Source organism: Nonomuraea sp. NPDC049646 (assembly GCF_044465525.1).
Lineage (GTDB): Bacteria > Actinomycetota > Actinomycetes > Streptosporangiales > Streptosporangiaceae > Nonomuraea.
The window spans coordinates 105,741-127,013 of sequence record NZ_JBITLU010000003.1 but is presented as its reverse complement, the minus strand read 5'-3'; the positions used below and the strand labels follow the sequence as shown (position 1 = coordinate 127,013).

At 72.9% G+C, this 21,273-nt stretch carries 16 protein-coding genes and 4 tRNA genes; 6 read left to right on the top strand and 14 right to left on the bottom strand.

Annotation, left to right across the window (positions count from 1 at the left end; translation table 11 throughout):
- Positions 1 to 34: 34 nt before the first annotated feature.
- Positions 35 to 406 (bottom strand): hypothetical protein, encoded by a 372-nt coding sequence (locus ACIBQ8_RS09640; protein WP_352356831.1) that lies wholly within the window; start codon positions 404 to 406, stop codon positions 35 to 37.
- Between the two features lie 306 nt (positions 407 to 712).
- Between ACIBQ8_RS09640 and ACIBQ8_RS09635 the strand changes: the two genes are divergently transcribed.
- The 3 genes from ACIBQ8_RS09635 to ACIBQ8_RS09625 are packed head-to-tail and all read left to right on the top strand — an operon-like array spanning position 713 to position 3,020.
- Positions 713 to 1,969 (top strand): cytochrome P450, encoded by a 1,257-nt coding sequence (locus ACIBQ8_RS09635; RefSeq protein ID WP_397175062.1) that lies wholly within the window; start codon positions 713 to 715, stop codon positions 1,967 to 1,969.
- Positions 1,970 to 2,001: 32 nt separating this feature from the next.
- Complete coding sequence (locus ACIBQ8_RS09630) at positions 2,002 to 2,838, top strand: class I SAM-dependent methyltransferase (RefSeq protein WP_397191694.1); 837 nt, start codon at positions 2,002 to 2,004, stop codon at positions 2,836 to 2,838.
- A complete protein-coding gene (locus tag ACIBQ8_RS09625; protein ID WP_189646391.1) occupies positions 2,835 to 3,020 on the top strand; it encodes a hypothetical protein in 186 nt (61 codons plus the stop codon). The genes ACIBQ8_RS09630 and ACIBQ8_RS09625 overlap by 4 nt, the downstream gene beginning before the upstream one ends.
- A 23-nt stretch (positions 3,021 to 3,043) precedes the next feature.
- Here the strand turns inward: ACIBQ8_RS09625 and ACIBQ8_RS09620 are convergent, their stop codons facing one another.
- From ACIBQ8_RS09620 to ACIBQ8_RS09590, 7 genes are all read right to left on the bottom strand, one after another.
- A complete protein-coding gene (locus ACIBQ8_RS09620; RefSeq protein WP_352356825.1) occupies positions 3,044 to 3,388 on the bottom strand; it encodes a YciI family protein in 345 nt (114 codons plus the stop codon).
- Between the two features lie 69 nt (positions 3,389 to 3,457).
- Positions 3,458 to 3,784, bottom strand: a complete 327-nt coding sequence (locus ACIBQ8_RS09615; RefSeq protein ID WP_397175066.1) for a YciI family protein — start codon at positions 3,782 to 3,784, stop codon at positions 3,458 to 3,460.
- 19 nt (positions 3,785 to 3,803) lie between these two features.
- The gene (locus ACIBQ8_RS09610) at positions 3,804 to 6,731 is read right to left on the bottom strand and encodes an NHLP bacteriocin export ABC transporter permease/ATPase subunit (protein WP_397175068.1); all 2,928 of its coding nucleotides are present in this window, start codon (positions 6,729 to 6,731) and stop codon (positions 3,804 to 3,806) included.
- A 16-nt stretch (positions 6,732 to 6,747) separates the two neighbouring features.
- Complete coding sequence (locus ACIBQ8_RS09605; RefSeq protein ID WP_397191693.1) at positions 6,748 to 9,078, bottom strand: NHLP family bacteriocin export ABC transporter peptidase/permease/ATPase subunit; 2,331 nt, start codon at positions 9,076 to 9,078, stop codon at positions 6,748 to 6,750.
- 42 nt (positions 9,079 to 9,120) lie between these two features.
- Positions 9,121 to 9,933 (bottom strand): HlyD family efflux transporter periplasmic adaptor subunit, encoded by an 813-nt coding sequence (locus ACIBQ8_RS09600; protein WP_397175072.1) that lies wholly within the window; start codon positions 9,931 to 9,933, stop codon positions 9,121 to 9,123.
- Positions 9,934 to 9,987: 54 nt separating this feature from the next.
- Positions 9,988 to 11,322 (bottom strand): SagB family peptide dehydrogenase, encoded by a 1,335-nt coding sequence (locus tag ACIBQ8_RS09595; protein WP_397191692.1) that lies wholly within the window; start codon positions 11,320 to 11,322, stop codon positions 9,988 to 9,990.
- A gap of 39 nt (positions 11,323 to 11,361) precedes the next feature.
- Positions 11,362 to 13,644 (bottom strand): TOMM precursor leader peptide-binding protein, encoded by a 2,283-nt coding sequence (locus tag ACIBQ8_RS09590; protein WP_397191691.1) that lies wholly within the window; start codon positions 13,642 to 13,644, stop codon positions 11,362 to 11,364.
- A 285-nt stretch (positions 13,645 to 13,929) separates the two neighbouring features.
- Here ACIBQ8_RS09590 and ACIBQ8_RS09585 point away from each other — a divergent pair, with 285 nt between their 5' ends.
- Together ACIBQ8_RS09585 and ACIBQ8_RS09580 are read left to right on the top strand one after the other, a co-directional pair.
- Positions 13,930 to 16,824 (top strand): AAA family ATPase, encoded by a 2,895-nt coding sequence (locus ACIBQ8_RS09585; protein WP_397191690.1) that lies wholly within the window; start codon positions 13,930 to 13,932, stop codon positions 16,822 to 16,824.
- 13 nt (positions 16,825 to 16,837) lie between these two features.
- Positions 16,838 to 17,371, top strand: a complete 534-nt coding sequence (locus tag ACIBQ8_RS09580; RefSeq protein WP_397191689.1) for a tetratricopeptide repeat protein — start codon at positions 16,838 to 16,840, stop codon at positions 17,369 to 17,371.
- Between the two features lie 146 nt (positions 17,372 to 17,517).
- Here the strand turns inward: ACIBQ8_RS09580 and ACIBQ8_RS09575 are convergent, their stop codons facing one another.
- On the bottom strand, positions 17,518 to 17,985 hold the full coding sequence (locus tag ACIBQ8_RS09575; protein ID WP_397175081.1) for an NUDIX hydrolase: 468 nt from the start codon (positions 17,983 to 17,985) through the stop codon (positions 17,518 to 17,520).
- Positions 17,986 to 18,046: 61 nt separating this feature from the next.
- Between ACIBQ8_RS09575 and ACIBQ8_RS09570 the strand changes: the two genes are divergently transcribed.
- Positions 18,047 to 18,715, top strand: a complete 669-nt coding sequence (locus tag ACIBQ8_RS09570; protein ID WP_397191688.1) for a hypothetical protein — start codon at positions 18,047 to 18,049, stop codon at positions 18,713 to 18,715.
- A gap of 217 nt (positions 18,716 to 18,932) precedes the next feature.
- Here the strand turns inward: ACIBQ8_RS09570 and ACIBQ8_RS09565 are convergent, their stop codons facing one another.
- The 5 genes from ACIBQ8_RS09565 to ACIBQ8_RS09545 all read right to left on the bottom strand — a co-directional run bounded on the left by ACIBQ8_RS09565 (position 18,933) and on the right by ACIBQ8_RS09545 (position 21,242).
- Entirely contained in the window at positions 18,933 to 20,261 is a 1,329-nt protein-coding gene (locus ACIBQ8_RS09565) for a serine hydrolase domain-containing protein (protein ID WP_397191687.1), read from the bottom strand.
- Positions 20,262 to 20,873: 612 nt separating this feature from the next.
- Positions 20,874 to 20,945 (bottom strand) — tRNA-Val (locus ACIBQ8_RS09560).
- A gap of 19 nt (positions 20,946 to 20,964) precedes the next feature.
- Positions 20,965 to 21,036: transfer RNA gene (locus tag ACIBQ8_RS09555), tRNA-Gly, on the bottom strand.
- Positions 21,037 to 21,084: 48 nt separating this feature from the next.
- Positions 21,085 to 21,155: transfer RNA gene (locus tag ACIBQ8_RS09550), tRNA-Cys, on the bottom strand.
- 15 nt (positions 21,156 to 21,170) lie between these two features.
- Positions 21,171 to 21,242: transfer RNA gene (locus ACIBQ8_RS09545), tRNA-Gly, on the bottom strand.
- Positions 21,243 to 21,273: the final 31 nt, after the last annotated feature.

Sequence of the window (21,273 nt, the reverse complement as noted above, 5' to 3'; positions counted from 1 at the left end):
CTCAACCTCCTCTTGGCGTGCGTGGCTCCCGGCGTCAGGTGCAGCAGCAGCAGGGGCAGCAGCAGCAGTTGACGTCGCCGGCCGCGATCGAGTCGAGGTCGCCCTCGCTCAGCTCGGCCATGTCGATCTGCGGCGTCTCGGGGATGTGGAACTCGAACGTCCCCGTCTCCAGCCCGCGCTCCCACAGCGAGACCTGCACGTCGAGGTTCGTGTCGTGGTGGCCGTCGGGAACGTTGCGCACGAGGGTGATCTGGGCGCCCGCGGGAACCTCGAGGCCGGCCTCGGCCAGCGCCTCGCGGGGGTTGCTGTCCAGCTTCGCCGAGAATTCCTCGCTCGACCACGCGGTGATCAGGACTCGCGTGTAGGCGTTGACGAATTCGGTCCGCTCTCTGGGGTTCAGGGCCATTGCGTCCTCCTGGAGCTTTTCCCCTTCGGCGCGGTGCGCCGTCTCGGAACGGAGTCTTACACAGCCGAATTCGGAGTGCCTAGACTTAATTTCCGGGGCCCTGGATTAAGTATTGAGAGCCCTCTGCTTAAAAGGTACTCTGCAAATACGCCGACCGGAACAATACGAAGCGATATACGTATTCGATGGCCGGAAATGCGTATCGAGAATATTCGTCTGCGTAAGCCATCGGGAGAACCCATGTCCGGGACGTACGTATCCCCCCGGGTGCCGCCGGGACCCGCCGGAACCCAGAGCCTGAGGGCCATGCGCGACGCTCCGCTGGAGTTCGTCACCGCCATGGCGGCCCTCGGCGACGTCACCCGCCACGACGCCGACGGCGAGCCGGTCTACATGCTCAACCGCCCCGACCTGGCCAGGCACGTGCTGAAGGAGAACGGCGCCGCCTACACCAAGGAACGCACGCCGGACGACGACATGCTCCGCCCCCTGCTCGGCAACGGCCTGCTGACCAGCGACGGCGCCGAGTGGGCGGCCCAGCGCAGAATGTGCGCGCCCGCGTTCCGGCCCGCCGAGGTGGGCCGGTTCGACCGGGTCATCGTGGAGGCGGCCGAGAACCTGGTGACGCACTGGGCCGGCGGCCGGCCCGTACGCGTCGACCACGACCTGACCTCGCTGACCCTCACCGTGATCGTGAAGGCCATGCTGGGCACCGACATCGGCGTCGCGGGCGAGGGCTTCGGCCGCGCCGTGGACGCGGTCAACCGCTTCATCGGCCACTACGTGCCCAGCGACGACCCCGACCCGGCCGACACGGCCGCCCGGCACGCCGGCTTCCTGCGCGCGCGGGCCTTCCTCGACCGGGTCACCCGGCTCATCATCGCCGCCCGCCGGGCCGGCGGCGCGGGCGACGACCTGCTCGGCGCGATGCTGGCCGAGGGGCACGCGATGTCCGACGCCGACCTGCGCGACCAGGTGCTGACCATCGTCATGGCCGGGCACGAGACCACCGCCAAGTCGCTGACCTGGACGCTCTACCTGCTCGACCGCAACCCGGAGGCGGCCGGAGCGGTGCACGCCGAGATCGACGAGGTGCTGGCCGGCCGCTCGCCCACGGCCGCCGACCTGCCCGGGCTGCGGCGCTGCCGGCAGGCCGTCCAGGAGGCCATGCGGCTCTACCCGCCGGTCTGGCTGATCTCCCGCCGCGGGACGGCCGACGACGTGCTGGACGGCTACGACGTACCGGCCGGGTCGCTGGTGTGCGTCAGCCCGTGGGTGCTGCACCGCGATCCGAGGTACTGGGAGCAGCCGGATGCGTACCGGCCGGAGAGGTTCGACCCCGACCGGGCCGCCCGGCTGCTCAGCCACCAGTACCTGCCCTTCGGCGGCGGCCCGCGCATCTGCGTCGGCCGGCACTTCGCGCTGGCGGAGGCCACGCTCGTGCTCGCGGTGATCCTGCGCGGGCTGCGCATGGAGCTGGTGCCGGGCTTCCCCGTCGAGCCGGAGGCGCTGGTCACGCTGCGGCCCCGGCACGGCCTGATGATGACCCCGAGGCCCCGGTGAGCGCCCCGGTGAATGCCCCGGTGGGTGCTCGGGTGGGTGCAGGCTCCTACGACGCCGCCAACACCACCTGGGGAGGCGTGGCGGGCGAGCTGGCCCGGCTGGAGGCCCAGGCGGCGCTCTCCTTCGAGGAGGAGCTGCGCATCATGCGCGACCTCGGCCTGACCGGCCAGGGCCCGCTGCTGGAGCTCGGCGCCGGGTCCGGCGCGGTCACCCGCAGATTGCGCGCCGCCGAGCCGGGGCTGCCGGTCATCGCGCTCGACGTGGACGCCGCGCTGCTGCGCAACGCGGGCGGCTGCGGCGCGCCGCTGGTCACCGCCGACGGCGCCCGGCTGCCGTTGCGTACCGGCAGCGTGGGCGGCGTACTGCTGCGGTACGTACTGCAGCACGTGGGCGATCCGGCGCCGATGCTGGCCGAGGCGCTGCGCGTGCTGCGTCCCGGCGGCCGGATCGTGGTCGTCGAGGTGGACAGCATGTTGTGGGGGCTGGCCGACCCGATGTACCCGGAGCTGGCCTCCGTCCACGCCACCATGGCGCAGGCCCAGCGCGGCGCCGGGGGCGACCGGCAGATCGGCAGGAAGCTCACCCGGCTGCTGCGCCGCGGCGGGTTCGCCGACGTGGTGCTGCGCCCGTTCGCCACCACCAACGACACCCACCCCACCGCGGCCTTCGCCCCGCACCTGGGGCCCGAACGCCTGGCGCCGCTCGTCGCCTCGGGCGCGCTGCCGATGGCGGGGCTGGCCCTGGCCGCCGACCGCTGGCGGCGCTTCCTGGCCGACCCGGACGCCTGGGTCATGCTGCTCGGCTTCGTCGTCGCCGGGACCGCACCGTACGGACCGGCTCAGCACCCATCGGAAGGAAGCACGTCATGAGTCCGTTCTGGAAGATCTTCATCGCGATCTTCAGCTACATCAGCGCGATCGTGGGCCTCGGGCTGGCCGTCGTGAACGCCAGCGAGAAGCCGCCCGCGACCTCGCTGGCCATCGTGTACGGCGCCGCCGGCCTGCTGTTCCTGGCCGTGGGCGTGCTGCTCAGCCGCAGAGCCCGCTACTGAGGGCGGCCCGGGGGCCCGGCCCGTCAGGAGGCCGGGTCGCAGGGGCGCACCTCGACGATGTCACCGGGCGCGTAGGGCATCTTGCGCGCCCACGACTCGGCCTCCTCGGCCGACTGGACCTCGATGACCCAGATGCCGCCGATCTGCTCCCGCCCGACCGCGTACGGCCCGTCGACGGCGGGCCCGTCGGGCCTGACCAGCTTGCCCTCCCTGGACCTGGTCAGCCCGGCGCCGTACTTGACCTTGACGCCGGCCATCGCCATCGCCCGGCCGAACTGGCGGTGCGCCTCGGCCATCCGCTCCCGCTCGCTCTCGCTGAAGGCGTCCCAGAGCATCTCGTCGCCGTGGATCAGCAGCACGAAGTCCATGAGTCGTCTACCTCCCTGTGGGTTCTGCCCCAAAGGCGTGGTGGGGCGCGGGCAGAGCCCCGGTTGGCACTATCGTGACATCCTTCCACGGTCGCAGCGCCGTAACTCGACCCGGTCGCCCGGCCCGGACGGCAGGCGCCCGGCCCACTCCAGCGCCGCCTCCTCCGACGGCAGGTCGAGGATCCACATGCCGCCCAGCTCCGGACGGCCGTCCTCGCGCGGCTCCCCCTTGGCCGCGTCCGGGCGGGCCAGCCGCGCGCCGAACAGCACCGTGACGCCGGCCTCCCGCAGCTCCCGCCCGAAGTCGAGGTAGGCGGCGAACAGCGCGGCCCGGTCCTGCTCCGGCAGCTCGGCCCAGGCCCGTTCCGGCCCGTGGATCAGCAGCGCGAACTCCATGACGGCTCCTCCCTTGCGCTCACATCTGCCGCCGCGCCAGCCGCGCGAACAGCCCCTGCTCCTCGGCGAGCAGCTCGTCGTAGGTGCCCTGCTGGACGATGCGCCCGCCGTCGAGCACCAGGATCTTGTCGGCGTCCCGGACCGTGGACAGCCGGTGCGCGATGACCACGCGGGTGGCGTTGAGCCGCCGGGTGCTCTCGGCGATGACGTTCTGGGCGGGGTTGTCCAGGGCGCTGGTCGCCTCGTCGAAGAAGACGATGCGGGGCCGCGAGACCAGCGCCCTGGCGATCATGATGCGCTGCCGCTGGCCGCCGGAGAGCGTGTTCGTGCCCTCCGACAGGACGGTGTGCATGCCCATCGGCATGGCCGTGATGTCGTCGGCGATGCCGGCCATCGCCGCCGCCTCCCAGGCGTCGTCGATGGTGTGGTTCGTGCTGCCGACGATGTTCTGCCTGATGTCGCCGGCCAGCAGCGCGCCGTTCTGCAGCACCACGCCGCACTGCCGGCGCACCGCGCCGAGGTCCAGCTCGCCCAGGTCCTGGCCGTCGTACAGGACGGAGCCGACGTCGGGCTGCTCGAAGCCGAGCAGCAGGCGCAGGATCGTGGACTTCCCGCTGCCGGTCGGGCCCACGATGGCGACGAACTCGCCGGGCTCGATCGACAGGTCGATGTCGGTGAGCACCGCGGGGCCGTCCTCGCCGTAGCGGAAGGACACGCGCGACAGGCTGACGCGGCCCGACAGGTCGCCGGGGTCGGCCTTGCCCGCGTGGTCCTCCGGCTCGGCCTCCAGCACCGGCGCCAGCTTCTCCAGCATCGGCACGACGCCCATGGCCGTGATGGCCGCCCCGGTGAACTGCAACACCGAGGCGATGAGCAGGCTGAACGCGGCGAAGAAGGCCAGGAACGCGCTGATCGGGAGCTGCCCGCGCAGCGGCCCGGCGGCCACGGCGAAGATCACGACCGAGCAGACCAGCGGGAACCCGGCGTTGAAGGTGGTCACCACGTTCTGCAGCCGCCGGGCCGCGGCCGAGGTGGTCCTGGTGGCCATGAAGTCGCGCGTCCACACGCCGAACGCCTGGTCCTCCGCGGCCGCCACGCGCAGCTTGGGCACCGCCGACAGGAGCTGGAACACCCGCGAGGACAGCCGCTGCTCCTGCTCGTACAGGCGGCGTTGCAGGCGCACCTCGAAGAACCCGGCGACCGCGCACACCAGCACGCCGGCCAGCACCAGCAGGGTCGCCAGCAGCGCCAGGCCGACGTCGTAGAAGTACACCAGCGCCAGGTTGGCCAGCCCGCCGAACAGCCCGAGCGTCGCCGTCGTCATCACGCCCGACAGCGTCTCCTGCGCCGCGCTCACGCCCAGCACGGTCGTGCCCAGCTCGCCGGTGGAGTACCGGCCGAAGAACGTGACGGGCAGCGACAGCAGCCGGGTCCACGCGCCCGCCTGCACCCGGGCCGACGACCGGCCCTCGATGCGCAGGGCCGCGACGTTCTGCACGATCGACAGCGCCCCCGCCACCAGAGCGCCGCCGATCACCAGCGCCGCGCCCTGCACGATGAGGTCGCGCTCGGCCCGCTGCACGAACGTCCCCAGCACCAGCCCGGTCATCGCGGGCACCAGCAGGCCGATGACCGCCACCAGCGTGCCCAGGGAGGCCAGCACCCACAGGTCGCGGCCGTTGCGGGCCAGGCCGAAGCGCAGCAGCCCGGCCACGGTCCGCACCTCGCGCGGCAGCGGCTGGTACAGCACCTCGGCCTTGCCGCTCAGCGTGGCGGCCACCGCCTTGGTGATCGGCGTGACCCGGCTGTGGCCCGGCTGGGCCACCACGTACCGCGAGCCGATCGGCAGCAGGGCGACCGGCGTCCCGTCGTCGGCCCGGTAGCCCACCATGGGCCCGATGTCGCGTTTCCACCAGCCGTCGTCCAGCCGGACCGAGCGCGTGCGCACCCCGGAGGCCAGCGCGACGGCCTGCAGCGGATCGGCCCCGCGGGCCTGGCCGGGCGGCGGCGCGGTCACCGTGAACCCGCCGTGCGAGGCGACCAGCCTGGCCGCGGCCAGCGCCGGCGGGTCGGCGGTGACGTCGGCCAGGCGCACCTTGGCCTCGGTGTCGCGGACCAGCGTGTCGAAGCCCCGGCGGGCCGCCCGCGTCGTGCCGGCCTCGCGCTCCTTGCGCCGCCGCAAGGCCTCCAGCTCCTGCGCCCGCCGCCGCTCGACCCGGCGGTCCACGGTGTAGAGGAACCGGATGGCGTGCTCGACCCAGCGGGCCCAGATCGTCTCGTCGGCCAGCAACTGCCAGGTCGAACGGGCGCGCAGCCGGGCGGGCGCGTCGGCGACCAGCCAGTCCCGCTCGGTCACCGCCAGCTCGGCGCCCGCGGTCAGCACGCCGGCCACCCCGTCGGGCATCTCGACCGCGCCCGCCTCGACGGTCATCCACCGCACGCCGTCCACCGACCGGGCAGCGCGCCCGGCGGGCAGCTCGGTCACCGCGTCGGGCAGCAGCGGGACGAACTCGCGCGGCGGCAGCGCGTCGCGCAGGGCGGTGGCCAGCGCGATCAGCCCCGCCTCCAGCCCGCGGACGAACTGCCGGACGGCCAGCCCGTACTCGGCGGTGGACATCGTGGCCGACCGGTTGGTGCCCGACAGCTCGCCCAGCCTGGCCAGCGGCAGCCGCGACACGCGGGTGCCGAGCACCGGACGGCCCACGATGCCGTGCCTGGGCCCCTTGGGCGAGCCCGGCAGCAGCGTGCCCTGCCGGACCCGGCACAGGTAGTGCCACCGGCCGACCGGACGGCCGCCCTCCAGCCGCACCGCGAACAGGTCGACCGCGCCCTCCTCCACCAGCAGCACCTCGCGCACGCCCGACAGCACGAACAGGTTCTCCGCCGAGTAGTCCACCGGCGTGGCGGCGTCGGTGAAGAACGGGGAGAAACCGGCCACCTTCAGCACTGCGTCATCCTCCGTGTCATCCGGCGTCGCCGTTCTTGCGGGAGCTTCTGAGCAGCTCGGCGTAGTGGCCGTCGAGCGCCAGCAGCTCGGCGTGCCTGCCGCGTTCGACCACCTCGCCGCGGTCGAGCACGATGATCTCGTCCGCGTCGCGCACGGTGGACAGCCGGTGCGCGATGATCAGGCAGCCGCAGCCGCGCCTGCGCAGGTTGTCGGCGATGGTCCGCTCGGTCTCCGGGTCAAGGGCGCTGGTCGCCTCGTCCAGGATCAGCAGCGTGGGCTGGATCGACAGGGCGCGCGCCAGCTCCAGCCGCTGCCGCTGGCCGCCGCTGAGGTTCCTGCCGCCCTCCAGCACCCGGCTGTTGAGGCCGCCGGGCCGGGCCGCGATCAGGTCGAACAGCGCCGCGTCGCGCAGCGCCGAGACCGCCACCTCGTCGGGCACGTCGTCGCTCCACAACGTCAGGTTGTCGCGCACGGTGCCCTCGAACAGGGTGATGTCCTGGTCCACGTAGGCGACGGAGGCGGCCACGACGGCCCGCGGCAGGTCGTCGCGCGGCCGGTCGTCCAGCAGCACCTGGCCGCCGGTCGGCGCGTACAGGCCGGCGGCCAGCTTGCCGGCGGTGGACTTGCCGCTGCCGGAGTTGCCGACGATCGCCACCCGGCGGCCCGGCACCACGGTGAACGACAGGTTCCTGATCACGGGGGCGGCGAGCGCGTTGTAGCCGAAGGTCACGTCGGCGAACTCCAGCCGCCCGTCCAGGCGGCCGCCGGGGTCGGCCTGCTCCCCGACGGCGGCGGCCCGCTCGAACGTCCTGGCCATCGGGTACTTCTCGACGTCGTACAGGCGGCAGATGTCGGCCGAGATGTCCTGCAACTGGCCGCCCAGGTTGGTGAGCTGGGTGACCGGCCTGGACAGGGCGTTGAGCAGCGTCTGGAAGGCCACCAGCATGCCGACGCTGATCACCCCGTCCACCACCCGCAGCCCGCCGATCAGCAGGATCAGCCCGCTGTTGATCCCGGCCAGCAGCGGCGGCACGACGGTCAGCGTCGCCGTGGCCACGCCCAGCCGCTGCTTGGCGGTGACCGCCTTGGCCAGGAACCCGGCCCAGCGCTGGAACGCCGTCGGCTCGGCGCCCGTCGCCTTGACGGTCTCCACGAGCTGCAGCGTGTTGAACGTGGTGGAGGTCAGGTTCCCCAGGTCGGCCCGCAGCGCCGCCACCGCGTCCGTCCGCGCCCGCGACACCTGGCGCAGCACCGCGATGTTCAGCAGCGCCATCGACACCCCGACCAGCCCGAGCAGCACGTCGTAGCGGATGAGCACGGCCGCGTAGAACAGCACCAGGACGAGGTTCACCAGCGTGACGGCCAGGTCCCGGGACAGGATCTCGGCCACGCCGTCGTTGGCCTGCACCCGCTTGGCCACCTCGGCCGGACGGCGCTGGAGGAAGAACTCCACCGGCAGCCGCAGCAGATGGCGGAAGAACCGGGCCGAGCTGACCAGGCCGAGCCGGATCTCCAGCCGCAGCAGGTAGTGCCGCTGCACCGAGGTCAGCACGAACACCACGACCGCGGTGACCCCCATCGCGAACAGCAGCGGCACCAGGTAGCCCGGGTCGCGCCCGGTCAGGATCCGGTCGATGAACACCCGGCTGAACGCCGGCCCGATGATGCCCGGTACGACCAGCAGCAGGCTGGCCAGCAGCACCAGCGGGAGCGCGCGGCCCGACGGCATCCGCCGCGCCAGCAGGGCCTGGCCGACCCGGGTGGGCCGGCCGCCGGGCCGGAAGTCCGGCCCGGGCTCGAACGTCAGGACCACGCCGGTGAAGCCGGAGTCGAAGTCGTCCCAGTCGATCATCCGGGGGCCGCCCGCCGGGTCGTTGACCGCGACGGCCTTCCTTCCGAACCGGCTGCGCACCCCCTCCAGGACCATGAAGTGCTGGAACGCCCAGAACACGATGGCCGGCTCGGTCAGCGTGCGCAGGTCGTCGGCCTCCATCTGGAAGCCCCTGGCGATCAGCCCGTAGCGGCGGGCGGCGGCCACCACGCTGGAGGCCTTGGCGCCGTCGCGGGAGACGCCGCAGGCCGAGCGGAGCTCCTCCAGCGGCACGAACTTGCCGTGGTAGCCGAGGATCATCGCCAGCGAGGCGGCCCCGCACTCCACGGCCTCCATCTGGATCACCGTCGGCGTGCGCCGCCGCCACCGCCACCGTCGCCGCCGTACGGGGGCCGCCGGGGGAGCGGGCGCGGCGGGCTCCCCGGGCCGCCCGGCGGCCTGGTCCGCATGCCCCTGCTCGGGGACGCCGGTGGTGGTCACACGTCCCTCCCGGGGGCGCTGGTCGTGGTCACGCATCCCTCCTTCGGCCGGGCGGCGGGGGCCTGCACGCGGCCCACCTCAGCGCCCGAGCAGCAGGTCGAACAGCGTCTGGCTGCCCAGCCCGATCGCGCCGCTGACGGAGACCTGCGACTGCAGGCCCACCGGCGGCCCCTTCCTGGTCGACCAGGCGTAACCGGACGGCGTGCCGGCATCGCGCACCAGGTCCACGATCACCAGCCTGGACGGCGTGCTGCGCAGGTAACCGCGTGCCGGGTCCTCGCCGCCCACCAGGTCGGCGGCCTGCTCGGTCATCACCGGATAGGCGCTGACCGACGCGACCCGGCCGCGCAGCAGCCCGTACGCGCCGGGCGGCGCCGAGGAGACCGCCAGATCGACCGGCTTGCCCGGCACCACGCCCATCGCCCGGTCGACCGGCACGAACAGCATCGCCACCAGCCGGTCGCCCGGCGCGTCCGTACGCTCGATGAGCAGCAGCTCCTCGCCCTCCCTGACCACGTGCCCCGGCACGGCGGAACCGGCGACCACCTGCCCGCTGAACGGGCTGCGCACCACCTGCTCCGTCCCGCCGTCGGCGGCGATGACCGCCACCGCCTGGCCCTCCCGCACCGCCTCGGCCGGCTGGACGAGCATCGAGCGCACCGTCCCGCCGTACGGGCTCTGCAGCCGCGCGGTGCCGCCGGGATGGGTCAGCAGCCCCACGGCGGGCACCGTGACCGGCAGCCGCCCGGCGAAGAACCACACCCCCGCGGCCACCACGATGATCAGCACCACGAACGTGGCGATCCACCCGCGCGGGGAGGCCAGCAGCGTCGGCGAGTCCAGCTCGTCGGGCTCCCGCATGCGCTGCAACGCCTTGAACCGGAACTTCATCACGCCGTCCCCTGGAAGCGGCCGCCGGGCCGCCGTCGTGCCGTCATGTGCCCATCACCGCCGGCTGCCGACGATCAGCTCGCCGACGCTGCCCTCGGTCAGGTAGTCCAGGCCGCTGGCCAGCGCGAAGTCGGCGGCGTCCCCGCCGCCCAGCGCGCACACGGCCAGGTCCATGGCCGTGCCGGCCAGGTAGAGCGTCTGGTAGAGCACGCCCACGTGCTTGAGGACCAGCGAGTAGCCGATCGTCTCGTACTTCCACATCACCCGGCCGAAGCGGGCGGTGACGGTCAGCACCACCTGCGGGTCGCCGGTGAGCTGGGCCGCCGACCTGGCCCGCTCGACCAGCGCCCGCACGGCGGGCGTGGGCGGCGAGACCAGCTCCAGGGCGTGCCCGGCGGTGTCGTAGTGCCACAGGCCCGGCTCGGCCCCCTGGCAGGACACGATCAGCGGATAGACCTCCAGCTCGTGGACCGAGCCGCCGGAGGGGTAGGGCCGGTCGGCCAGCTCCTGGCCGTCCGGCGAGGTGAACACGGCCCGCCGCCGCATCGTCCGGTAGAGCAGCTCGCCGAGCTGGGCCAGCGTGATGGGCGCGTCCGGGTCGTGCTCGCGCAGGGAGCGGCGGCGTTCCAGCGTGTCGGTCAGGCTGGGGTCGGTCTTGGCCAGCAGCTCCAGGTCGGGGCGGGGCAGCTCGATCCGCTCGCCGGTGAACGGCGGGGGGTCGGCGGGCACCGGGTCGAAGCGGGAGGTGAAGGCGTACGTGCCGCCGTACCGGCCGGTGTAGCGGGGGCCGCGGCTGTGGGCGTGCAGCCACAGGTCGCGCGGGTGCCACTGGGCCTGGGACAGGTCGTCGTCCTCGGGGCCGGTGGCGAGCACGCCCGCCGCCGCCAGGAACCGCAGCGCCTGCCCCTGTCCCGGAGCCTGCGCCGGGGTCGTCCAGGACGCCAGCGCGCCGAGCAGCCCGCAGGCGGCGGGCGACAGCTCGACCACCGCCGGGCTGCGCGGGGAGCGCACGGTCAGCACGCCGTCCCCGGCGGTGACGACGGCGAAGCGGGACAGCCTGATCGGCGTGTCGGCCGCCGGCGCGGGCGCGGGCTCCACGGCCCCGGCGCCGACCGGGCGCAGCCGGGCCCCCGCCGCGGCGTACTCCAGCAGACCGGCTCTGGACAGGCGGCGTACCAGCAGGTTCCAGCGCAGCAGCCCGGCCTCGCCCACCGTCGCCGCCAGGGCGGTCTCGCCCGCGTCGCCGCCGGCCAGGATCCGCAGGGCGGCCGCGGTCCCGGCGTCGAGCCCGCGCAGGCCGAGCGAGCCGGCCGGCGCGGAGATGCGCACCTCGCCGTCCGCCTCGGTCAGCTCCGCGTCCCGCCGCAGCCGCAGCTTGGTCTCGTCCATGGCCCGCTCCTCTCCGTCACCAGGGGCCCCGCGAACCGGTCAGAAGAAGACGCTGGTCGGGTTGAGCTCGTCCTCGGCGCGGGGTTCGGGGACCCAGCCGAGCGAGACCGGCACGTCGTACAGGCGGCCGGGGCCGAGCCGCCGCCAGAAGTGCCGCATGCCGGGCGCGATCACCCGGACCACGCTCAGCTCCAGGTCGGGGCGGCTCTGGTCGAGCGCGATGACCTCGATCCCGGCCGCGGCGGCCCTGGCCACGCAGGTCTGCACGTCACCGGCCAGGTCGCCGCCGTCCGAGCGGGCGTAGTCGGCCAGGGTGCGGGGACGCGCGGCGGGGTCGGGCACCAGCCACGGCTCCTCGGCCAGCTTGGTCTGCTTCCACCAGGCCAGCGTGGCGACGTCGTCGTCCAGGTAGAGCGTCTCGCCCCGCTCGTCGCGCCGCTCCACCGAGGGCAGGAACTGGTTGACCTCGGTCAGCGTCCTGATGGCGGCGATCCGCGGGTCGAGGTGCGAGCCGAACCCGACGATGACGTCCTCCACCGGGTGCCCCAGCCGGTGCGAGACCCCGACGAACGCCGGGATGCCGAGGTCGGTGGTGATGTCGAGCAGCCACAGGTCGCGGTCCATGCCGCGGTAGAACTCGCGCACGGTGTCGACGTACGGGTCGCGCAGCGAGTCCAGGTCGAAGGCCGGCCGACGGGCCCGGTTGTACCACCACAGGGCCACCGCGTCCCGCTCGACCAGCTCGCAGAAGCCCTGCAGGACGGCCTCCTCGATCGAGTTGCCCGAGGCGTTGCCGTTGGAGTCGCCCACGCAGTAGAAGTGGCGCTCCAGGTCGGGGTGGCCGTACCAGGCGTAGCCGGAGGGCACCAGCCGCTCCCGCTCCTCGGTCAGCGACCAGGCGGGCGACCAGTCGATCGGCAGGTCCGTACGGAACCGCTCGGGCACCAGGTGCAGCCGGTGCGCGGGGTCCTTGTTCCACTCCTCGCGGCCGGCGTACTGGGCGTCGGAGAAGTGCAGCAGCGACTCCGGATGGACGGCCACCGCCGGGTCGAGGTCGGCGTAGGCGGCCTCGGTGACCGGCTCCTCGCCGCGCCAGACCCCCGAGTAGCGCTCGATGGCCTCGCACAGCGCGCTCACCCTGGCCTGCACCTCGGTCCGGCCCTTGCCGCCGCTCTGCCCGCGCAGGTTGCGCCGCAGCAGGTCCATGTTGTCGCCGATCATGGCGAAGTTGTGGCCCGCGGTGAAGCTGTAGGTGACGCCGTTGTCCTGCTCGGCGAAGGTGTGCAGCCGGGTGACCGCGCCGATCAGCGGGCTGATGTGCTTCTCCAGCCGGGCGTACGTGCGCGCGGGCGGCTCGATGCGGTAGCCGCCGTCGGTGACGTGCCGGGCGCTGCGCGCCGACAGCGCGACCTTGGGGCTGCGCCCGCTGATCAGCGTGGGATCGCCGCAGGCCGGGCACTGCGGCAGCCGGACCAGGGTGTGCTCCATGACGCCGAGCGTGCGCAGGTCGACGGTGGTCATCCGGCCCTCCAGCCGCGAGGAGGCCGCCCCCGCGGCGATCCGCGCCAGCTCCACGGCCAGCAGCCCGCCCGCCACGGCCGGACCGGCGGGCGCCGACTCCCGCGCCGGGTGGAAGGGCGCCCCGCCGCCGCGCTTGCCCGCCAGGTACCGCTCGACCTGCCGGTTCCCGGCCAGCCGCTGCGCCAGGCAGGCCCAGCAGCCGGTGCGTCCCGGCTGGAGCACCGGGCCGACCCAGAGCGTGATCCCGCCCGGTTTCACCAGAACCCACGGGTGCCCGGCGGCCAGGCAGGCGGCGTTGAGCCGGTCGAGCGCCGGGTCGAGGTAGTCGCCGGCCACCACGACCGACATCGTCCCGCCGGGCTCGGCGGCCGCCTGCTCCACGCTTGTCGTACGCATACGTAATCCGTGCTCGCGCAGCACCGGGAGCAGCGGCTCGGCGTCGGCACCCGCGCACGTTACGACGGTGAATTCGGCGCGGGAGAGCGCGTCGTGGGCGTGGACCGGGTCAATTCCCTGCGCGTCCCAGAATGCGAGCGTGCTGTCCGGCCAATCGGGCCGGCCATTGGCGAGATGGCCGAATGCGGCGAATTTGCGAATGGCGATGAGCGTCTGCGGGAGCGGCACTTCGTCGCTCAGCGCGCTCGCGATCTCCGCGACGGTACGCCGTCCGTCCAGGTAGGGAAGGAGTTTCCCGGCCCCCGCCGACTGGACGAGGTAGTGCTGCCCCTCGGCCAGGAGAAAAACCTTCGACCCGTCGATCACCTGGGGTGTGAAGTGCGCCTTGAGACGTGGGCGGTCCATGACCCTCCCCGTATCGGGTCCATATCGGTTGATCGCAGAGTCGCACCGGGCCGGATCCGGTGTAAAGACGTAATTCCGGCGTACGCATTTCACCGGTACGACGGGGGAAAATACGTATTGGTCCGTCGGGAATGCGCATGCGCCCCGGCGTGGGCCGGCTGTTGAACCTGGTGCCAATAGTCCGGATTAGTCGGATTCGTGCGCCTAGGTATTGACAGCCCGCCCGGCTGAGGCGGCATGATCCTGGTGGACAGTTTCAGGGGGGCCAAACTGTGGGGAGTGGCGATGTCTTCGGGACAGCCGCTGCTACACCGTGACGTCGAGACCGCCGCGATGCGGGAGGCGCTGTCGAGGGTCCGTGCCGGCGGCCCCTCCGTCCTGCTGATCCAGGGGTCCCGGGGCATGGGCAAGACGACCTTGCTCAACGCCGCGCTGGCGGCCAGGGGCGAGGTGGGGGCGCTGCTGCTGATGGCCCGGGGCCACCCCACCGAGCGCGACCACCCGTTCGGCGTGGTCCGCCAGCTCTTCGAACCGCTCATGACCGCCGGGCGCGCGCCGCCGTCCGGCGGGAGCGCCGTCGTCGGCCCCGACCTCGGCGGCGGGCTCGACCGGGGCCATCCCGTCACCCCCGACCTGCTGCACGGCCTCTACCGGGCCACCCGGTCCTTCACCGGCGACCGGCCGCTGATCATCGCCGTCGACGACGTGCACCACACCGATCCGCAGTCCTCCCAGTGGTGCTCCTACATCGCCCGGCGGCTCGACGGCCTGCCCATCGCGATGGTCCTCACCACCGCCGACACCACCGCCGACTCCGGCGGCCCCGACGACCTGGTCAGGGACCTGGCGGCGCTGCCGTACACGCGGCTGCTGCGGCCCGCGCCCCTGTGCGCCCGCTGCGCCGCCCGGCTCATGGAGTCGGTGCTCGCCGGCGGGAAGGAGACCGGGAAGGAGACCGGGGACGAGAGCGGGGACGAGATCGGCGAGGAGGTCGCCGCCGCCTGCCACCGGCTCACCCAGGGCAACCCGCTGCTGCTGCGGGAGCTGGCCGGGCGGCTCGGCCGGTCCGGCGTGCGCCCGGTGACCGCCGAGCTGCCCCGCGTGCTGGAGATCGGCGCGCTGGCGCTGACCGAGACCGCGCTCGGCTGGTTGTCCGGCAGCGGCTCAGGCGTGGACGCAGCTGGCGTCGACCTGCTGCGCAGCCTGGCCATCGTCGCGCCCGAGGACGGCATGGAGGTCGCCTCCATGATCGCCGGACACGGCCAGGACACCGCCAGGGCGGCGGGGGAGACGCTGCGCCGCGCCGGGCTGGTCACCGGCACGCCGCCCGACCGCTTCGCCCATCCGCGCATCCAGCAGGCCGTGCTGGCCGGGATGGACCCGGGCGAGCGCGACCGGCTGCACCGGCGTACCGCGTCGCTGCTGTACCGGCTGGGCGCGCCGCTGAGACGCTCGGCCCGCCACCTGATGTCGGCCGGCCCGACCGGCGACCCGCTCACCGTCACCGTGCTGCGCGAGGCCGCCGGCGAGGCCGCCGCCAGGCACTCGTGGCAGGACGCCACCGGCTACCTGCACCGCGCGCTGGCCGAGACCGACGACCAGGACACCGTGCTGGAGGTCACCGCCGAGCTGGGCGCCGTGGAGAAGCACCGCGACCTGCCCGCCTGCCTGCGCCACCTGCGCACCGCCTACGGCCGGGTCAGGCTGGCCCCGCACGCCCTGATGTCGCTGGCGCCGTTCGCCGACATCCTGGTCACCGCGAACTCCGCCGAGGCCGCCGAGGTCTTCGCCGGCGCGGCCGAGAGCGCCGCCGCCGTCCCGCAGTTCGGCAGCGCGGACCTGCTGCTCGTGTTCGCCGCCCAGGCGCTGCTGTGGGGCCGCTCGGCCGGACGGCTCGGCCTGCGCCGGCTCGGCCGCTCCCTCGGCACGCTGGTCAGCCCGGCCGCCAGGGAGTTCCTCAGCGTGCTGGCCCTGGCCACCGGCGCGCGGGGCCGCAGCCTGCCGCGCACGCTCGCCCAGACCCGGCGCTGCCTCGACGGCCAGGGCCCGGTGCCGGCGGCCGCCGTGCTGCCGCTGGTGTGGGGCGACCGCCTCGACGAGGCCTCCTACTGGGCCGAACGCCTGGTCAGCGAGACCCAGGAGGCCGGCTCCGGCACCGGCCTGGCGCTGGCGCTGCTGACCAGGGCCGAGGTGCGCTACCAGCTCGGCAGCCTGGAGGCCGGGCTGGCCGACGCCGAGGCCGCCGTCGCCAGCGCGCGCGAGTGCCAGGCCGAGGGCTTCCACGTGGCCGCCGCCGCCTGCGCCGCCCGGGTGCTGGTGGAGTTCGGCGACCTGGAGGCCGCGGAGTCGGCGCTGAAGTCCGTCGCCCCGTACGGCGACTGGCACCCGATGATCTCCGGGCAGGCCCTCGACGCCCTGGGCCGCCTCCGGCTCGCGCAGGGCCGCCCGCGCGACGGCCTGCTGACCCTGCTGGAGTGCGGCCGCCGCCTGACCGTCGCCGGCATCACCAACCCCGCCTGCGTGCCCTGGGGCACGAACTCGATCCTGGCCTACGTCCTGTCCGGGGAGCGCTCGGCGGCCCGCATGGTGGCCGAACGGGAGCTGGAGCTGGCCCGCGCCTGGGGCGCGCCCACCGTCGTCGCCCGCGCGCTCAGCGCGGGCAGCCTCGCCCACGAGGGACGGGTCCGGCTCGACATGCTGCACGAGGCCGTCGCCCTGCTGGGCAACCGGGGCGCCCGGCTCGAACACGCCAGGGCCCTGCTGCGCCTCGGCATCGCCCAGCGCCAGGCCGGCGACGACGGCAAGGCCCACGAGACGCTGGCCCTGGCGCTGCGGCTGGCAGCCGACTGCGGCGCGGGCCGCCTGGCCGCCCTGGCCGACAAGCACCGCGCCGCCACCGCCCCGGCCCGCGTCGCCACGCTCACCCCCGGCCAGGACGACCACGTGCTGACCGTCGGCGAACGCCGGGTCACCGACCTGGTGCTGCGCGGGATGAGCAACCTGGAGGTGGCCACGACGCTGTCGATCAGCAAGCGCACCGTGGACACCCATCTGGCCCGCATCTACCGCAAGCTCGGCATCCACACCCGCGCCGAACTCGCCGTCATCCTCACCGGCCTGTCCGACGACGACCCGCCCTCCGCCGAACCCGTGCCCACCGGCCCCCACGAGTACCTGTAGCCCGGGTCAGGCCGTGCTCTTCGAAGCAGTCAACCAGCTCATCGCCTACGACGAACGCCAGCGCATGGTCCCCCGCGACCGTGGCCTGCTCGCCACGCTCGTCGACTCCGCCCGCGCCCGCGACCCCGCCGATCACAGCACGCTGCGCGCGCTCGGGGTCGGGCTGCTGGTTCTGGGCGAGTACGGCGACGCGATCCACTGCCTCAGCCGTGCGCTCGACCTGGCGGACACGACCGGCAGGCGGATCGCCGCGTCGCTCAACCTGGCCGACGCCCATCGGTACGCAGGCGACGCGGCAGCCTCGGAAACCCTCTGCCGCGCGATGCTCACCCTCGCGAGGAACGAAGCACCCGAGATGGTGTGCTTCCCGCTCCAGCATCTCGGCAAGACCCTTGCCGACCTGGGGCGCACGGAGGAGGCCCGCGAGGTGCTCCAGGAGGCCCTGGCCCTGCGCACGGCCGAAGGCGACCCCGAGCTGATCGCCCGCAGCCGGGCGGCCCTGCGATCGCTCGACGCCGCCGCCACCGGCGAAGACCCGGCCCCCTGATCCCCAACTGCCCCAGGGGCGGCCGGTAGACGCGCTCTCACCCGACCCGTTGATCACGACGTAGCGCAACTCACCCCTCCAGCCCGGCCACCGTCATCGCCTTGTGGACGGCGGTCGGGCGGGCTGGGTGGATGTCGGCGGTGGCCTCAATGCTGGATCAGGCCACCGACCGGGACGGGAGCGACGTGGCCGGTCGCCGGAAGGGTCCGTGCCAGGGCAAGGCCGATGTCGACGAGCGATGATCGGCGCAGCCCGGCGACGTCGGCGATCGGTGTCCACCTCGACTCCGCGATCTCGCCGTCCGGCTCCGGCCGGAGTTCGCCGCCGGTGATGCGGGCCTGGTAGAAGATGCCGACGTTCTGGTGCTCGGCACCGGCACGGGCGACGGTGGCGGGGATCACCCGTGAGTCCACGCCCAGCAGGCGTTCGACCACCGCGTCGCAACCGGTCTCCTCGGCGATCTCCCGGATCACCGCGTCGAACGGATCCTCCGCGTGCTCGACCCTGCCGCCGGGAAGAGTCCAGGCAGGCTCGCCTGTGGGTGGTACGTGACGAGCGAGCAACACCCGCTCGTCCTCGATGCACACCGCGTACGCCGCCAGCCGGAAACTCATCCGCACCTTCCTTGACGCACCGGCACTTCGCTGGCACGAACTTACTGATCATCGACGCCGGATGGCAATGATCAAGGTTGCGCCCGCCGCGACGTCGGCGATCAACCAGGCCCGTGCCGTTTCTGAGAGGATCTGGGAGATCCGTTCCGGCGCGCAGGAGCGATGGTGCCCTCGGCGGCGCTCGCCCTTGATCGCCGGGCGTGCTGACCGGCAGCGTGATCACGGAGGTGCGGGTGGCATGACACGGTCGTACGTACGCAACCGCCCGAAGAGCGACGTGACCGCGCCCGTGGTTCTGGTAGCTGTCGTGCTCGTCGTGATGGGCTTGGTGTGGGCCGCGCTGCACTTCGTCTTCGCCCCCCGCATATCGCGCATAGACCCGGCCATGCTGTCGGAGTTACGGGCCGTCGGCCGGGTGGTCGGCGAAGACACCGTCGTGGGGCACCAGTGGGAGAACAACTACATCGAATTGAGCGACCTCGTGATCTACCTCGATGAGAACGCGAAGGAGGACGTGGTCGCCGAGATCGAACATCGGCTGCAGCAGCATGGCTGGCACGCGACGCGAAGAGAGCCCTCCGAGATCCGGTTGGAATCGGCCAGGTGGCCGTCCGCCCTCGTGACGGTTGAGCGGCTCGAAGAGACACACCTGAGCAGCGAACTGCGCAAGCGGGTTACGAACACAGGACTGCCCATGAGCGACATGGCGTACATGGACGTCTGGCCGTGAGCCAGTGCCCCAGAACTGGAACGCCCATCCTCCACGGCGTCGGCGTTCGGATACACGACCCACTCCTCCTCGCTCGCTTGAAGGGCCTCAAAGGTGTGGCGACGTCCGCCTCTGTGGCGGTGTCCGCCGTGCCGAGCCGGGACGCGCGCGGGCTCAGGGCAGGCGAGGCCGTGTCTCCTCGGCGTTCCGTTCCGTTCGTGTCGGCCGCCGGGCCACCTCAGCCGCCACCGCCCCCGCCGCCGGGCGTGCCTCCGGTGACCGCCTGTGTCTCACGTCCGGTCAGCTCCTGCAGCGTCCCGCCGTCGGTGTTGCTGAGGATGACACCGACCCAGCCGGTGTACGGGTAGATGTTCCAGCTCGCGCCGACACCGGGGTTGGCGCCGGCGCGCCCGTGCACCCACTGACCGCCGACGATGCGGACCGGCATGTGGTAAGCCCCGAACGACTGCGGTCCGTGGGGGAGTTTGGCCGCGGTGAGCACCTCGGCGTAGGGCCGTTCCAGCACCGTGCCGTCGCTCAGGGCGTGCGCGAACCGGACGAGATCCGGCGCGGTGGCGAAGCCGCCGTCCCCTGGGACGTCGATGAAGCCGCGGCCCGGGTTCTTGCCCGGCGTGGACCGGTTCGAGCTGCTCTTGCCCAGATTGCGGACGGCGTCCACCACGCTGCCGTCCGCCAGCCGCATGTAAGGGTGCGCGAGGTGCGCGTCGGTGAGCCACTGCGGCCTGGTGCGGAACGCCGAGCCGGTCATGCCGCAGCGCCTGAAGATGTTCTCCTCGACGTAGTCCCAGTACGTCCTGCCGGTCACCGCCTCCACGATCAGCGCCGGGATGACGACGTCGGCCCCGGCGTGTTCGGTGGGAGTGCCGGGGGCGGCCACCAGCTTGGCCTTGCGGGCCCACTGCTCGTAGAACGCGTGCACCTCCTCCCGGCTCCGGAAGATGCGCTGCGGGTCCTCCTCGGGGGTGTTCAGCCCGGAGGCGCCCGAGAGCAGGTGGTGGATGGTCACCTGGTCGGCGACGTCCCTGGCGTAGCCCTTCAGGTGGGTGCCCACCGTGTCGGACAGCTTGACCTTGCCCTGCTGCACCAGTTGCAGGATGGCCACCGCGCCGAACGGCTTGCCCGCCGAACTGAGGCTGAACGCGATGCCCTCGTGGTTGCGGATCCCCTTCTCCCTGTCCGCCATGCCGTAGCTGCGGGACAGCACCGTCCGGCCCCGGTGCGACAACAGCACCACGCCGGAGAATCTGCCCTCCGCGGCCAGCTTCGCCACGTACCGGTCGTAGGCTCCGCCGGGACGGGCGTCCGGCGGGACACCGGTGCCGGTCGCGGCCGGACGGTGCTGTCGGTCACCGAGCCGATCTTCGGGCCGATCTTCGGGCCGATCTTCGGGTCGATCTTCGGGCCGGTCGCCGGGCCGGTCGCCGGGTCGCTCGCCGGACCTGCCGCCCACCAGCGGCGCGCCGGCCGCCACCGCGCCGGCAGCGGCCAACCCGCTCCACCCGAGCAGCCGCCGCCGGCCGATGCCACCCAGAGAATCCGAGTCCAAGATCACAGTCCTTTCCTGACGACGGAACCGACCGCCGCAAGGCTGGACGCGACCGCCGTCGGCAGCCGATCACCCACCAGGTGGCCGGTGCCTCCTACTGAAGACGGGGGACTGTTGCGGCGGCGTATGCGCATTTCGAAACGCCCGCGATATACCGATTCCCCCGGCGTCAAGGCACCGGCAAAGGGCGGGCTGTGCCGGCGAGGGCGGGCCCGCCTCGGACGCAGGGAGGTCCCAGTCGTCCGATGGGCGGCCTATCAGGGTGGCGCGTCTGAAGCGGCGGACAGGCCTTGCCCGGAAGGGCGGGGCTCGCTTTCGGCACGAAGTGGCACCAGTGGTTCGGCGTGTGTCCGCTGGGGGTGAGAATGTGGAGCCGCGGGCGGGCTGTGCCCACAAGGCGGGGCTCGGCCTCGGACACAGAGAAACCTCAGTGGTTCGACGGGCGGCCGTCTGGGGGCAAGCGTGTGGAGTTGCGGGCGCGTTTCGCCGCGGCGGGACCGGGCTCGGTCTCGGAAACAGAGAAGCCCCAGACGTTCGGCGTTGGCCGGTTGCTGGGGCTTGACCGCTGTCCGGACCGGGCCGAAACCCGGTCTGACTCCCGAAAAGCGTGGGTGGACGATACTGGGATTGAACCAGTGACCTCTTCCGTGTCAGGGAAGCGCTCTCCCGCTGAGCTAATCGTCCTTGTTGAGTTGTCACTCAGAGCGGAAGACGGGATTCGAACCCGCGACCCTCACCTTGGCAAGGTGATGCTCTACCACTGAGCCACTTCCGCATGGCGCACTTAACTTTACCGGACCCAGGAGAGTCCGTTGTACCACCGAGGTGGAGACGGGATTTGAACCCGTGTAGACGGCTTTGCAGGCCGCTGCCTCGCCTCTCGGCCACTCCACCAGGAGTTTGACTCCGAGCGGAAGACGGGATTCGAACCCGCGACCCTCACCTTGGCAAGGTGATGCTCTACCACTGAGCCACTTCCGCGTGAATCCCCCGCGAACTCGCGGGGCCACGG

Excerpts from the sequence above, each read along its gene's own strand:
- ACIBQ8_RS09615 (WP_397175066.1), bottom strand. The coding sequence starts at position 3,784 with ATGGAGTTCGCGCTGCTGATCCACGGGCCGGAACGGGCCTGGGCCGAG.
- ACIBQ8_RS09590 (WP_397191691.1), bottom strand. The coding sequence starts at position 13,644 with ATGGACCGCCCACGTCTCAAGGCGCACTTCACACCCCAGGTGATCGAC.
- ACIBQ8_RS09635 (WP_397175062.1), top strand. The coding sequence starts at position 713 with ATGCGCGACGCTCCGCTGGAGTTCGTCACCGCCATGGCGGCCCTCGGC.
- ACIBQ8_RS09600 (WP_397175072.1), bottom strand. The coding sequence starts at position 9,933 with ATGAAGTTCCGGTTCAAGGCGTTGCAGCGCATGCGGGAGCCCGACGAG.
- ACIBQ8_RS09585 (WP_397191690.1), top strand. The coding sequence starts at position 13,930 with ATGTCTTCGGGACAGCCGCTGCTACACCGTGACGTCGAGACCGCCGCG.
- ACIBQ8_RS09620 (WP_352356825.1), bottom strand. The coding sequence starts at position 3,388 with ATGGACTTCGTGCTGCTGATCCACGGCGACGAGATGCTCTGGGACGCC.
- ACIBQ8_RS09625 (WP_189646391.1), top strand. The coding sequence starts at position 2,835 with ATGAGTCCGTTCTGGAAGATCTTCATCGCGATCTTCAGCTACATCAGC.
- ACIBQ8_RS09575 (WP_397175081.1), bottom strand. The coding sequence starts at position 17,985 with ATGAGTTTCCGGCTGGCGGCGTACGCGGTGTGCATCGAGGACGAGCGG.
- ACIBQ8_RS09595 (WP_397191692.1), bottom strand. The coding sequence starts at position 11,322 with ATGGACGAGACCAAGCTGCGGCTGCGGCGGGACGCGGAGCTGACCGAG.
- ACIBQ8_RS09640 (WP_352356831.1), bottom strand. The coding sequence starts at position 406 with ATGGCCCTGAACCCCAGAGAGCGGACCGAATTCGTCAACGCCTACACG.
- ACIBQ8_RS09605 (WP_397191693.1), bottom strand. The coding sequence starts at position 9,078 with ATGCGTGACCACGACCAGCGCCCCCGGGAGGGACGTGTGACCACCACC.
- ACIBQ8_RS09570 (WP_397191688.1), top strand. The coding sequence starts at position 18,047 with ATGGCAATGATCAAGGTTGCGCCCGCCGCGACGTCGGCGATCAACCAG.